Genomic DNA, 13,087 nt, shown 5'->3' on the forward strand with positions numbered 1-13,087 from the left:
CGCCGCTGAGGGTCGTGTGCACGTCGTCGCACCTTCTCACGTCTGATACCTCGCCGAAACCAAGGCGCCGCCGGGAACCGCTACCGTGACTGGGCAGGGCCTGCCTCTGCATCCACTTGCACCGCCCCCCGGCGACGACCGAAAGCGAAGCATCCGTGATCCGTTCTCACCACCCGCTGATGCGCGCCCTGCTCGCCGTCGTCCTCCTGGGCGTCGTGTCCTCATCGGTGTTCCCTTGGTCGCCGCCACGAGTCCACGCCGCTGACTCGTTCGCCGATGCCCGCCAGCGGTGGGCCGACTACCTGACCGGCGGTGCGGACTTCGACCCGGCAGCGCAACCGTACGCCGACGCCGTGGCTCGCGTCACGGCGACGGCTCGCGAGCATTGGGACGCGATGGACCGCACGCCCCAGGCCGAGCTCTGGGCCGATCTCTCTTCGGCGACGAGCGTGGCCGACACCCATGAGTCATACATTCGCCTGCAGGAGATGACCGTGGCGTACGCGACGAAGGGATCCGCCCTGAGGGGGAACCCCGACCTTCTCGCCTCCCTCCTCGTAGGACTGGATTGGCTGAGTGCGAACCGCTACAACACGCAGACCGTACGCGACACGAACACCTGGTACTGGGCACTCGGTATCCCGCTCGAGCTGAACGACATCACCGTCCTGCTGTACGACAAGCTCGGCTCCACCCGCATCCAGAGCTATATCGCCGCACAGACGCGGTTCCTTCCCGGCGTCTACACGAGCGGGCCGTACTCCACCGGCGCCAACCGGGCATGGTCCGTGATGGTCGTAGCCCTGCGCGGCGTCATCGCCAAGGACCCCGCCATGACCACCCAGGCTCAGAAGGGCATCGTGCCCGTGATGCAGTTCGTCACCACCGGTGACGGGTACTACGAACGAGGCGGCTTCATCCAGCACTCGACTGTCCCGTACGCGGGCGGCTACGGCACCTCCGCCCTGCGCCTGGTGAGCCAGGTCATGTACCTGTTCGAGGGGTCCCCGTGGGAGGTGACCGACCCGGCGACCATGAACATCTACAATGCGGTGCGGGTCACCCACGCGCCGTTCCTGACCGACGGCGTCAAGATGGACAGCGTGCGCGGGCGGGAGATCTCGCGCGAGTACAACCAGGATCGCGACGCTGGATCGACGACCATCAGGGCCATCGCGCTGCTCGCAGAGTCCGCGCCGGACACCGTGGCGCGCCAGCTGCGATCGGGCCTCAAGCGACTGCTGCTGGATGCCGAACTGCCGGCCTATCAGGCATCCAGCTCGATCTACGATCTCGAGCTCGCCGCCGCCGTGCTGAACGACCCCGCCGTCGTGCCCGGTACGACGCCGGTCGGCGCCTTCGCCTTCTCGTCCATGGACAGGTTCGTGCACAGGGCGAAGACATACGACTTCGCGGTGAGCGGTTCCAGCTCGCGGATCACCAACTTCGAAACGGCTAACACGGGTGAAAACCAGAAGGCCTGGTACACCGGCGACGGCATGACGTATCTCTACACCGACGACACGGCGCAATACACGGGCAATTACTGGGCCACGGTCAATCGCTACCGCCTCCCCGGCACAACCGTGGACACCCGCAAGAAGGGGGTGAACGACGGGCGCAACTACCTCAGCCGGCAGAACTTCGCCGGCGGCCTGTCATCCGCATCAGGCACAGCGGGCGCATTCGGAATGATCCTCGACGGCGCACAGACGAACCTGCTTGCCAACAAGGCGTGGTTCAGCTTCGACAACGAGATAGTGGCCCTCGGTTCGGGCATCAACGACCCCGCGCTGTCGGGCACCGGATGGGACACCACCCCGGTGCACGTCGAGTCGATCATCGACAACCGCCGGCTCGAGGCGGCCGATCAGAAGCTCACTGTCGACGGTAAGGGCATCACCTCCGCGACGGCCATCTCGTTCAGCAATCCCCGCTGGGCACAGCTTTCCGGGAGCCGCGGGCAGATCGGCTACACCTTTCCCGGCGCTGAATCGCTGCGAGCGGCGAAGACCTCGAACGCCGGATCGTGGTTCGATATCAATGCGAAGACCGGGTCGACGCAGAAGCGGACCGACTCGTATTTCGCACTCTGGGTGAACCACGGCGTCGCGCCGAGCAATGCGACGTACTCCTATGTCGTGCTGCCGAACGCGTCCACTGCTCGGACGCAGTCCTACGCCGCCGCGCCGGAGACGATTGTGCTCACGAACACGACGGCTGTCTCGGCCGTCAAGGAGACGAAGCTGAACGCCGTCGGCGCCGTGTTCTGGAAAGATGCACCGGCGACCGTCAAGGTAGGGGGGGTGAACTTCCTGTCGGCGTCCCGAAAGGCAGTCGTCATGACGGAGGCGACGGCATCCGGCATCTCGCTGACCGTCACGGATCCGACCCAGGCGAACACCGCCGGGCTGACCGTCACGCTGAACCGACCAGCCAAGTCGGTCCTGTCGGCATCTCCCGGTGTGCGGGTCGTGCAGTTGTCACCGACGGTCATCATCGAGGTCGCGACCGCCGGCGCAGCGGGTGCACCTTTTGCGGTGAAACTCGGGTACTGACGCGCACCCGTCGCGACCGGGCCCACCGAGAAGTCGGACCCGGCCGCCGGGGAACGATGTCCCATCGCGGCGCGCAGATCAGTAGTCGTTCGGGGAGAGGTCGCCCTCGCCTTCCTCGCCGAGGTCGGCGATCACCGGATCCAGGCCCTGGCTCTCGGGCTGTTCGGCATCGGTCGGGAGGTCGTAGGAGGGGATCTCATCGTCCTCGTCAGGAATCTCATCCGGGTCGTCGCCGGTGGCGGTCGTTCCCGCCAGGTCCTCCGGCGGCACGCCGGCATCGAGCAGGGTCGTGCGGTCCCACTCCGCCTGCGCCGGGTCCTCCGCGGCATCCGGCTCGATCGACGTGTCGCCGTCGCGCAGGGGCTGGATGTCGGATTCCGACTCGGCGATGCCCGTCGACCGGCCTTCCTCGGGTGTGCTCGTCATGGTGCTCCTCTCGTGGACGTCGCGGAACGCGTCATGGCGTGACCGCGCCACTTGACGCTACGCGGACGGTTGGCGGCGCGGAGGGGCTTGACCGACCCTGCGTGCGGTGCCATGATCCGGAGGCGGCCGCTGCACCCGGGGAACCGATTAGCCCACTCCGGCCCGCGCGTCAAGGCCAGCGCGACGCAGCACGGAGGGTGCCTATCGTCGTGGCATGCGCATCGTGTTCGGGTTCTGGATGGGCGTGATCGTCCTGGGTCTCGCCTACATGTTCGTCATCGCGCTGTCGGGGCGCTGACTCATGCTCAAGGGCATCAAGGAGCACGGGCTCAGCATCTTCTTCGGGACGATCTTCCTGCTCGCCCTCCTCGGGCAGTCGATCGCCGGCCTCTTCGTCTTCAACGAGGAGCAGCTCTCACACGGGGCCGCGCCGGTCTCGTACCTCGACTTCATCACGTCGTCCGAGTTCGTCGTCGACGTGGCCGAGAACTGGCAGTCCGAGTATCTGCAGTTCTTCCTGTTCATCCTGGCCACCGTCTGGCTCGTCGAGAGGGGTTCACCGGAATCCAAGAAGGTGGAGGACGCGGGCGTCGGCGATGACAAGAGCGAGATGGTCGGAGAGCACGCCCGACCCGACTCACCCAAGTGGGCTCAAGCGACGGACTGGCGCAACTTCGTCTACTCCAATTCGCTGCTGTTCGTCATGGGAGCCGTGTTTCTGGCGTCCTGGCTCGTGCAATCGATCGCCGGCGTGGTGGTCTACAACCAGGAGCAGCTCGAGCACGGCGCATCCGTCATCTCCTGGGCGCAGTACCTCGTCAATCCCGACTTCTGGAACCGCACGCTGCAGAACTGGCAGTCGGAGTTCCTCGCCGTCGGATCGATGGTCGCGCTCTCGATCTACCTGCGCCAGCGGGGGTCCGCCGAGTCCAAGCCGGTCGGAGCGCCGCACGAGGCGACGGCGGTCGAGTCCGAGTGAATGGTGCCCGGCCCTAGGGCGTTTCCCCAATCTCCGCCGTAGGGTCGGGCACCGGAATGAGCGTGATGAGCTCTCCGCCGTCGTGAACGTCGATCCGCTTCACGGTGCGCATACCTCGGCGGGCAGCTCCAGCCGGTCGAGCTCCGCACTGATACAGGCGATCTCGTCGAACGGGTCGTCCTCCGTGTCGTCCAGGATGCGGGCCAGCGCGTCGGGGTCCTTGAGTTCGGGCAGCTCCGACGGCACGGCTGCTGAGCCGATCGTGTACGGCCTGCCGACCATGATGCGAGCGCTTCCGAGAACGCCCATGCCGTCGCGGAACGGCACGACGACCGAATCGACCTGGAAGGCGGCTGACCGTTCCTCATGACGCCGGAGAACGGCATCCGCGATCTCGGTACCCGTCTCGAAGTAACCGTGCGCTGTTTCCAGAAGCTTCATGACCCCGACCTCTCATCGGCGAAGGACGAACGCTCGACCGGGGTCTGGGGTCTCCTGAATCTTAACACCCGTCCGTGTGCCTGTTAAGAGGAGTGGGCCGTGCCATCGACATCGGGCACAGGCGTCGGCTAGCGTCGGAGTCGGCATCCGTCAAGGGATGCACGCGCCGCTCGCGACGCGATTTATCCTCTCGGCATGAAGCACATCACCTACGCGCAGAAGTCCCTGCTCGTCGGCGACGCCGCCGCCGACGCGCTGACGGAGTATGCGGCTGCCGTCGCCGCTCACGCCACTGCCGACACCGTCACGCTCTCCGCCTACGGGGCGGACGGAGCGGATGTCGAGGCGACCTTCGTGCTCGACGCGGGCGTCGTCATCATGGCCGAGACCACCACGTCATCCATCCCGGAACCCGACAACGATGAGGCGGTCGAGTACATGCGCTCCCGCACGCGCATGCTGAACGCGCCCCCTCCGTCCCGGCCCGACGACCCTCTCGAGCTCGCCTTCCTCGAGGAGTACTGAGCGCGGACACCTCAGGTCATCGCATCCGGCTCCTGCCGCTCCACCGCCGCGTACGGGGCGGGCTCGGGTAGGGCATACAGGCCCGAGGGCGAGTTCGCCGCGTGCACCAGGGCGTCGATCCATGCGCGATTCAGCGCGGGCGTTCTGCTGCCGTAGTACTTGTACACCAGGGAGCAGCGCGGGTGGATCCAGACGGTGGTGCGCCCGTCGCCGATGCTCGTATCGTCCTTCCACGAGAAGTGGAACGACTCACCGCGCCGCATCTTCGAGCCGATCACCAGGTGCAGGTGGGCGAGCAGTCGATCCTCGAAATCGACCTTCACGATGCCGTCGTACAGGAATTTGCCCAACCTCGACCCCTTGCGTTCAAAAGATCGATGGTGCGCCACGCGCGCCGGGAGCGCTCGGGGATTGACAGAGGTCGAGCGCAGACGATATCGACCGCACAGCCCCGCCCACGGGCGGCCTTGGTAGCCTCGGAGTCGTGCAGCCGAGCAGCCTCGACCCGGTCCAGAATCCCCCGCTCACCGATGCCCAGTGGGCGCGCCTGGTCGCCTTCGGCGTCCCGGAGGATGTCGATACCGACCACTATCTCTTCCGCTCGGGTGACGCGGACTACGACCTGATCCTGGTCGACTCCGCTGAGGTCGAGGTCGTGCGCGACTCGCTCGGCTGGGTCGAGGAGGCGGTCCTCGCGCGAATGGGTGCCCACTCGTTCGTCGGCGAACTGGGCCTGCTGAACGGTCAGGGCGCCTTCCTGTCGGCGCGGGTCGTGTCACCCGGCCGCGTGCTGCGCGTCGATCGGGCCGCCCTGCGCCGCATCATGGCCGAAGACGACGAGCTGTGCGACATCATCCTGCACGCGCTGTGGGCGCGCCGGGAGGTGCTGCGCCGCGGGCCCGCCGCGCTGACCCTCAAGCTCGTCGGCCTGAACTCCTCGCGCGAGTTCATGTTCCTCCGGCGCTTCGCCGAGCGGCTCGATCTGGTGCACTCGTCGGTGGAGCTCGACGACGGCCGGCTGGGCTACCTCAGCGAGCACGGCTTCACGCCCGACGACCTCCCCGTCGCGTTCATCCAGGGCGAACCGGTGCTGCGGGCGACTCCCGGCATCGTCGCCGACCGGCTCGGCCTGAGCTACCAGGGCGACGCCGACGAGGTCGTCGATCTCGTGGTCGTCGGTGGGGGTCCCGCCGGTCTCGCTTCGGCGATCTACGGCGCGTCGGAGGGCCTGAGCACGGTGCTGCTCGACGCCGTCGCGCCCGGCGGGCAGGCCGCCGCGACATCCCGGATCGAGAACTTCCTCGGCTTCCCGTTCGGGGTCAGCGGTGACAACCTGATCGGACAGGCGTCGCTGCAGGCCCTCAAGTTCGGCGTGCGGGTCTATGCCCCGTGCGAGGCGGTGCGCCTGCAGCCCGCCGGCGATCAGCTCGATGTGACTCTCAGCGATGGCCGCGTTCTGCGAGCACGCAGCGCGATCGTGACCTCGGGGGCCGCGTATCGCACGCTCACCCTCGACCGGTGGTCGGAATTCGAGGGGGCCGGCATCTTCTACGCCGCGACCCAGCTCGAGCTGCGCCAGGTGATCGACTCCCCCGTGGTCGTCGTCGGCGGCGCGAACTCGGCCGGTCAGGCGGCGCTGTATCTCGCCGCCAACGGCTGCCCGGTGCGGCTCGTCGTGCGGGGCTCGGAGCTCGGCACCCGGATGTCGTCCTATCTCGTCGACCGCCTCGTCGAGGATCCCCGGGTCGAGGTGCACACGCAGTCGCAGGTGGTCGGGCTGGGCGGCGGCACGTCGCTTGAGAGCGTGCGCATCGACCGCGTCGGAGAGGTGGATGCGCGTGGGCTGTTCTGCTTCATCGGGGCGGTGCCTGCCACGTCGTGGCTGCAGACCCTCGATCGCGACCCCGACGGGTTCCTGCGAACGGGCAGCGACATAACCGCCGGCGCCCTCGGCGGTGCGTGGGGTGCACTCGGGCGGGAGCCGCTGCCGTTCGAGACGTCGATCCCTCGTGTGTTCGCCGCGGGCGACGTGCGGCAAGGGTCGATGAAGCGCGTGGCCGCCGCCGTCGGGGAGGGCTCGAGCGCCGTCGCGTCCGTGCACCGGGCGCTCGCCGGCTGACCCGGCGCCTCCGGCAGACGGCCGGCGGCCTCAGCCCTCCGCCCCGCTCTCACCCCTCGGCTTCGTTGCGCCTCTCCAGCACGTCCTGCCAGTCCGCCGGGACGCGACCCGCGGGGCCGGGCGCTGGCTGGTCGATCGGCCTGCTCTCCGGCGGCGCGAGCGCCGGGCCGAGGAAGCCCTTGTTCTCGACGTAGTCCCAGAACCACGACTCGTCAGGTTCGAAGGTGCGCATGTACCGGTGTCCCGTCGCCCTGAAATGGGCGGTGGCATGCCGGTTCAGCGAGTCGTCGCAGCATCCGATGTGCCCGCACGTCGCGCACCGCCGCAGATGAACCCACCAACTGCCCTGTTCGAGGCACTCCTGACATCCCGTGCCCGAGGGGGCCACCGTCACGTCGATCTCCTGGGTCGGCATCCTGCCCCTCCGCTTGCATTCCCGCACCGGCGGTGTCCTGCGCCATGCTACCCGGCCGACTCCGGGCACGACTGCGCTACGGGACCCGAAGCTCTTCCGGCTGCACCACGATGTCCACGAGGGCGCCGTTGCGCCACACCGTCAGCTCCATCCGGCGCCCGATCGCATGCTCGACCATCAGCCTCTGGATGCCGGTGGCACTGGTGACGGGGGTGCCGTCGACCGAGATCACGATGTCGCCTCGTCGCGCCCCCGCGGTCGCCGCCGGGCTTCCCGGAACGACCGAGGCCACCTGCATGCCCGTGCGCGATCCGACGCGTGCGGCGAGTTCCGGACTGAGCGTGATCTGAGCGCCCGCGACGCCGAGCCACGCCCGTCGAACGCGGCCACGGGTCATCAGCGCGTCGATGATCTCGCGTGTCGTCGCGTTGATCGGCACGGCGAGCCCCAGACCGACCCCGGCCACCGCCGTGTTCACCCCGACCATCCGGCCCGCGCTGTCGGCGAGGACTCCGCCGCTGCTGCCGGGGTTCAGCGACGCATCCGTCTGGATGACCTCGTCGACCACCCGGCCCGCCTGCGTCGGCAGCGCCCGTCCCAGCGCAGAGACGATGCCCGCCGTCACGCTCCCCGCCATCCCGAGCGGATTCCCGAGGGCGACGACGAGCTGACCCACTCGCAGCCTGGATGCGTCACCCCAGGGGACGGGCGGTGGCGTGGAGCCCTCGGCGCGCAGCACCGCGAGGTCGGAGAGCGGGTCGCTCCCGACGACGCGGGCGGGCAGCACCGAGCCGTCGGAGAACGCCACCTCCGCGCGGTCGGCTCCCGCCACGACGTGGGCGCTGGTGAGCAGGTGCGAGTCGGTCGAGATGACGGATGCGCTGCCCGCACCGGCGCCGCGGGCGGAACGGACGGAGACGGCCGCGACGGAGGGCAGCGTCGTCTCGACGATCCGCACGACCGCGGCCGAGTAGGCATCCAGGGCGTCTTCGGAGTCCATGCGACCATCTCAGCACCGCCGAAGCCGGCAGCGGCCGAGTTCGCCCAGGGCGCACGACATGCGCGGGAAAGTCCGTCGAGTCGCCGTCCACAGGCGGGCGCCTCGATGGAAGCATCTTGAATTGCCCGCGGCCGCACCGATAGCATGCGCGCGAAAGAGCACACCGGGTGCTGGGGGCCGGAATGTCGATAGACGCGCGCCCATCATCCCTTAGTCGAAGGAATGTCAATGAAGCGTTCGCTCGCACTCTCGGCCGGAATCGCTCTCGCGATCCCACTCGCCCTCACCGGCACCGCCGCCACCGCGGCGCCGGCTCCCCCGCCCCCGCAGGTGCGCGCGGAGAACCTGGTGTCACCCCTCAAGCTCGCCGTCGACGTCGGCGGCTCGATCTATGTGACGCAGAACTTCGCCGGCCAGCTGACGAAGATCGCCCGCGACGGCACCCAGACGCCGCTGTACACGAGCGAGAACGGGGCCGAAGTGGGGGGTGTCTCAGCCTTCCTCGGAACGGTGTACTTCACCGAGACGGTCATCGACCCGAACATAGGGCCGGTCGAGTCCTACCTGAAGAAGATCGACCGGCACGGCAACGTCAGCGACCTCGCCGACATCCGTGCGTACGAGAATCAGGCGAACCCGGATGCGAAGGCGCAGTACGGGTTCACCGATCTTCCGGCGGACTGCCTCGCGCAGGTGCCGGCGCAGATCCCCGGCAGTTACACGGGCATCCAGGACTCGCACCCGTATGCCACACTCGGCACGCCGATCGGCACCGTCGTCGCCGACGCCGGGTCGAACGCCCTGTTCACGGTCGACCGCGCAGGCAAGGTCCGTACGCTCGCCGTCCTTCCGCCTCAGCCTTACGTCGTCGACGAGGCGGCCCTGGCGCTGGGCCTGCCGGAGTGCGCGATCGGGTACACGTACAACTTCGAGCCGGTGCCGACGGATGTCGAGCTGGGCCCAGACGGCTGGCTGTACGTCTCGCTGCTCCCCGGTGGGCCGGAAGGCCCTGAGCTCGGTGCACGGGGCGCCGTGGTCAAGGTGAACCTGCTGAACGGAAAGGTCGTTCCTGTGGCGTCGGGGCTTGTGACGGCGACCGACCTCGCCGTCACCCCTGGGGGCGACATCTACGTCGCTCAGCTGTTCGGCCCGCACATCGGCGTGATCAAGAAGGGCACGTCGGAGGCCGTGCCGTTCCGTGAGGCGACCCAGGGGGCCGCGGTCGAGTGGGGAACGAAGGGGATCTACGCGACGGTGAACGCGCTCAGCGATCCACCGGCCGGTCAGGTGGTGCTCCTGCCGTTCTAGGGCAAGTGACACAGCGCCCGGCCCGGCTTCCGCCGGGCCGGGCGCTGTTGTATCCGCGCAGCGGTGTTGTTTCTGCGCCGCGGTGTTGCTTCTGCGCCGCGGTGTTGTTTCTGCGCCGCGATGTTGTCCGCACGCGACGGCGAGGATGTGGTCCGGCAGAAGCCGTCGCCCTCCCCCCGGGGCTCGAGGGCTTCTGCCGGACCGGTTTTCACATGCGGGCGAATGCCGCGCGTGCGAAGCAGAACAGCCCGTAGAGGATGAGACCCGCACCGACGACCCAGAGGATGAGGGCGCCGAACGGAAGTCCCGCGAGGCTGTGCAGCGCGGCATCCAGCCCCCCGGCGGTCTCTGAATCGCGCGTCAGCGCTGCGACGAGAAAGAGGATGCCGGTCACCGCGATGGCGATGCCCTTGGCGACGTATCCGCACACCCCGAACGTGACGATCCCCTTCCCGGCCTTTCCGTCCGGCAGGTCGAGGTGCTTCTCGAACGCGCGGGTGGCACCGCGCACGATGAAGGCGAGGCCGATCCCCGTGACCAGCAGACCCACGAGGACGAGCAGAACGACGCCGGCGGGGGTGGCAAGCAGCTGCGCACTGAACGATTGGGATGACTCCGACGAGTCGGACCGCCCACCCAGCGCGTACACGAGCGCCGTCGCCGCGAGCGCGATGTAGATGGCAGCCGTGCCGAGGTACTTGAGCCGGTACCCCCACTTTCGCTTCGGGTCGGGATTGCGTTCCAGGAACGCTTCGGCGATCTGCGACAGCGCCAGTGCGAACAGCGTGAGCGCGATCAGCCACAGCAGCAGCACCCCCATCGGAGCATTCTGGATCTGCTCCATCGCACCGCCCTGATCCGCCTCCCCGCCCCCTCCCCCGGAGACGAACGAGATGGCGATCAGGCCGATGACGATGTGCAGGATGCCGAGCACGACGTACCCGATCCGCGCGGTCACGCGGAAGCCCGTCGAGTCCTGCGCGGCTCGCGCCGCGCTTCTGACGCCGCTCATGAGCTCGAGTGGTGTCGGACGCCTACGAGCGGCGGCGCGAGGTGGCGCTGCGACCCCTCACGAAGCCGTAGACGAGCAGCACGATGATCGCGCCGATGATGGAGCCGATGATGCCGGCGGGCTGGAAGAAGCCGTCCGTCGCATCCTTCTGGAAGAGCAGGTAGCCGAGGAAGCCTCCGACGAACGAGCCGACGATGCCGAGCACGATCGTCATGAGGATGCTCATGTCCTGCTTGCCGGGGATCACCGCGCGAGCGACGAAGCCGGCGATGAGGCCGACGATGATGATGCTGATGATGAGACCGAGCATGATTGCTCCTCTGTGATTGCCCCGAGGGGCGGATGACTGCGACGCACCGGGTGAGGCGCCGGCCGCCACACGAAGTGGCGACATCTGACTGAACCACCCCTCCGGGTGTACCGGCACACCCCTGGGGGTGTAATGCTGAGGGCATGCCCGCGCCGCACCGACCTATCACGGTGGCCCTCGTGGACGACTACGACGTCGTCCTCAAAGGCCTTGCCCACCTGTTCGATGAGTACAGCGATCGCGTGGTGGTTGCGGAAATAGACGCGAACGCGGCGATGAGCGACTCGGTCGACGTCGTGCTCTACGACTCCTTCGCCCAGCCGGAGTCCGACCACGACGAAGTCGCCGAGCTCATCAAGAACCCGCGCGCCCGGCGCGTGGTCGTCTACACGTGGAACTTCCATCCCGAGCTCATCGAATCCGCCCGCCGGCTCGGGGTGCACGGCTATCTCTCCAAGACCCTCACCGCCCCTCAGCTGGTGGCCGCGATCGAGGCCGTCCATGCCGGTGAGGTCGTGATCAGCGACCAGGGCAACAGGGCGCCGAGCGCGCCCGGGCTCGACTGGCCCGGGCGGCTGGATGGCATCACCGACCGGGAGTCGGAGATCCTCGCGCTGATCACTCAGGGCAAGAGCAACGCGGATGTCGCGCGCCTCACGTACCTCAGTCCGAACACCGTCAAGTCCTACGTGCGATCCGTGTATCGCAAGATCGGCGCCACCAGTCGCACCCAGGCGGTCCTCTACGGAGTGCGCCACGGCTTCTCCCCCGACACCCACCGGATCGACCACTGGCGCGGAGGGCCGTAGGCCGGCCCTCAGCGGCGTCGAGGCCCTCGACGACGCCTACTCCCAGCGGACTCCCGCGATGGGCACCTCGATGTCGTCGGAGCCGTCGCCTTGGAGGATCGCCGTCACACGACCGTCGCCAAGACCCGCTTCGTCGACCTCCGCGATCGTCGCGCGCCGGGCGAGGTCCGCCGTGCACGGGGACTCCCCGGATGCCACGAAGACCACTGTCACCTCGTCCTCGGCGGTGACTTCGGTCGACGCGACCTCGGGTGGACAGCTGGAGCTGCCCCAGGTCAGGAGTACGAATCCGTCGGGCGAATACCAGCCGGCGCTGGGCTCCGCGAAGCCCACCTCCGGCGGCGGCTCCGGGTCACCGGCCAGCCGGATGACGCCTTCGTAGTCGCCCGCCAGCACGATCTCGAGTTCCTCCGTCAGGGCCAGCGGCTCGGTGAGCGGAGCGAGAGTCGGGCGGGGAACCGATTCGCCGGAGCACTCCTCCCCCACGGGGTCCATGAGCTCCACGACGAATCTGCTGTCCCAGAACGTCGAATCACCGAGGGCGGGCGTGCAGGACCCGTCTCCCCACGTCACGATGGCGACCGCCCCGCCGTTCTCGAGCCACGCCGCCGCGGGCGATGAAGCCGCCGCCGGAGGCTCGTCGTCGTCACGGATGACGCCGAAGATCAGGATGCCGATGGCCGCCACCACAGTTACTGCCAGAGCCGCGGCCAGGACGACGACGATCCACCGCCGGGTCCCGTCACCTCTCGTCGGGACCGTGAACTGGACCGTCGGGCTTTTCGTCGCCTGGCTCGGGTCCTCCTCGAGAGCCGCCACGAACCGGAACGACGCCGTCCCGGGCGGCGCATCTCCTGGAACCTGGACGCTGACCTCGACCGTCGCCTGGCCGCCCACCGGAATGTCGCGTCGCGTTCCACCCTCGATGTCGAACCACGACAGTTCGGCCCCGGCGATCGGATCGACGGAGACGCGAGCTCGGACGGGACGAACGGTCAGGTTCGCGACATCGAAGGAAACCATTCCTCGCGGAGCGATGTGCAACGGCACCTGCGAGGGCCCCGTCACCGTGAGCGGGGCCTCGTCGCCTGCGGTCGGGACCGGCCCGAAGAAGCCTGACACACCCGAAAGTACCATTCGGTCCAGCGACCGAACAGTCCTGCATCCGCCGGTCCGTGAGGAGTA

The 13,087-nt window shown here is 68.3% G+C and carries 14 protein-coding genes; 6 read left to right on the forward strand and 8 right to left on the reverse strand.

Annotated features, from left to right (window positions below; genetic code table 11):
• The first annotated feature begins 155 nt into the window (after positions 1–155).
• Positions 156–2,558, forward strand: coding sequence for a polysaccharide lyase 8 family protein (locus ACPW96_RS19805; RefSeq protein WP_425885162.1), 2,403 nt, complete (start codon positions 156–158; stop codon positions 2,556–2,558).
• Between the two features lie 78 nt (positions 2,559–2,636).
• Here ACPW96_RS19805 and ACPW96_RS19810 read toward each other — a convergent pair whose 3' ends face one another.
• Entirely contained in the window at positions 2,637–2,984 is a 348-nt protein-coding gene (locus tag ACPW96_RS19810; RefSeq protein ID WP_425820978.1) for a sugar ABC transporter ATPase, read from the reverse strand.
• A gap of 301 nt (positions 2,985–3,285) precedes the next feature.
• Here ACPW96_RS19810 and ACPW96_RS19815 point away from each other — a divergent pair, with 301 nt between their 5' ends.
• Positions 3,286–3,963 carry a DUF6766 family protein gene (locus ACPW96_RS19815; RefSeq protein ID WP_425820977.1) on the forward strand — a complete coding sequence of 226 codons (678 nt, stop codon included), beginning with the start codon at positions 3,286–3,288 and terminating at the stop codon, positions 3,961–3,963.
• A gap of 99 nt (positions 3,964–4,062) precedes the next feature.
• Here the strand turns inward: ACPW96_RS19815 and ACPW96_RS19820 are convergent, their stop codons facing one another.
• A complete protein-coding gene (locus ACPW96_RS19820) occupies positions 4,063–4,404 on the reverse strand; it encodes a hypothetical protein (protein ID WP_425885164.1) in 342 nt (113 codons plus the stop codon).
• A 195-nt stretch (positions 4,405–4,599) separates the two neighbouring features.
• Between ACPW96_RS19820 and ACPW96_RS19825 the strand changes: the two genes are divergently transcribed.
• The gene (locus ACPW96_RS19825) at positions 4,600–4,929 is read left to right on the forward strand and encodes a hypothetical protein (protein ID WP_425820975.1); all 330 of its coding nucleotides are present in this window, start codon (positions 4,600–4,602) and stop codon (positions 4,927–4,929) included.
• Positions 4,930–4,940: 11 nt separating this feature from the next.
• On the opposite strand, the gene ACPW96_RS19830 is transcribed toward ACPW96_RS19825, so the two are convergent.
• Positions 4,941–5,279 (reverse strand): ATP-dependent DNA ligase, encoded by a 339-nt coding sequence (locus ACPW96_RS19830; RefSeq protein ID WP_425820974.1) that lies wholly within the window; start codon positions 5,277–5,279, stop codon positions 4,941–4,943.
• 134 nt (positions 5,280–5,413) lie between these two features.
• Between ACPW96_RS19830 and ACPW96_RS19835 the strand changes: the two genes are divergently transcribed.
• Positions 5,414–7,048 (forward strand): FAD-dependent oxidoreductase, encoded by a 1,635-nt coding sequence (locus tag ACPW96_RS19835; protein ID WP_425885165.1) that lies wholly within the window; start codon positions 5,414–5,416, stop codon positions 7,046–7,048.
• 49 nt (positions 7,049–7,097) lie between these two features.
• On the opposite strand, the gene ACPW96_RS19840 is transcribed toward ACPW96_RS19835, so the two are convergent.
• Together ACPW96_RS19840 and ACPW96_RS19845 are read right to left on the reverse strand one after the other, a co-directional pair.
• Positions 7,098–7,463, reverse strand: coding sequence for a UBP-type zinc finger domain-containing protein (locus ACPW96_RS19840; RefSeq protein WP_425820972.1), 366 nt, complete (start codon positions 7,461–7,463; stop codon positions 7,098–7,100).
• Between the two features lie 76 nt (positions 7,464–7,539).
• On the reverse strand, positions 7,540–8,463 hold the full coding sequence (locus tag ACPW96_RS19845) for a S1C family serine protease (protein ID WP_425820971.1): 924 nt from the start codon (positions 8,461–8,463) through the stop codon (positions 7,540–7,542).
• Positions 8,464–8,691: 228 nt separating this feature from the next.
• On the opposite strand from ACPW96_RS19845, the gene ACPW96_RS19850 reads away from it, so the two are divergent.
• Entirely contained in the window at positions 8,692–9,771 is a 1,080-nt protein-coding gene (locus ACPW96_RS19850; RefSeq protein WP_425885167.1) for a ScyD/ScyE family protein, read from the forward strand.
• A 208-nt stretch (positions 9,772–9,979) separates the two neighbouring features.
• Here ACPW96_RS19850 and ACPW96_RS19855 read toward each other — a convergent pair whose 3' ends face one another.
• Both ACPW96_RS19855 and ACPW96_RS19860 read right to left on the reverse strand, forming a co-directional pair.
• Positions 9,980–10,783, reverse strand: a complete 804-nt coding sequence (locus tag ACPW96_RS19855; protein ID WP_425885168.1) for a DUF1206 domain-containing protein — start codon at positions 10,781–10,783, stop codon at positions 9,980–9,982.
• Positions 10,784–10,805: 22 nt separating this feature from the next.
• A complete protein-coding gene (locus ACPW96_RS19860) occupies positions 10,806–11,093 on the reverse strand; it encodes a GlsB/YeaQ/YmgE family stress response membrane protein (protein ID WP_425820968.1) in 288 nt (95 codons plus the stop codon).
• 143 nt (positions 11,094–11,236) lie between these two features.
• Here ACPW96_RS19860 and ACPW96_RS19865 point away from each other — a divergent pair, with 143 nt between their 5' ends.
• Complete coding sequence (locus ACPW96_RS19865; protein WP_425885169.1) at positions 11,237–11,902, forward strand: LuxR C-terminal-related transcriptional regulator; 666 nt, start codon at positions 11,237–11,239, stop codon at positions 11,900–11,902.
• A gap of 36 nt (positions 11,903–11,938) precedes the next feature.
• Here ACPW96_RS19865 and ACPW96_RS19870 read toward each other — a convergent pair whose 3' ends face one another.
• Positions 11,939–13,024 (reverse strand): hypothetical protein, encoded by a 1,086-nt coding sequence (locus ACPW96_RS19870; RefSeq protein WP_425885171.1) that lies wholly within the window; start codon positions 13,022–13,024, stop codon positions 11,939–11,941.
• Positions 13,025–13,087 lie beyond the last annotated feature (63 nt).

This window comes from Micromonospora sp. DT81.3 (assembly GCF_049847225.1).
GTDB lineage: Bacteria > Actinomycetota > Actinomycetes > Actinomycetales > Microbacteriaceae > Microbacterium.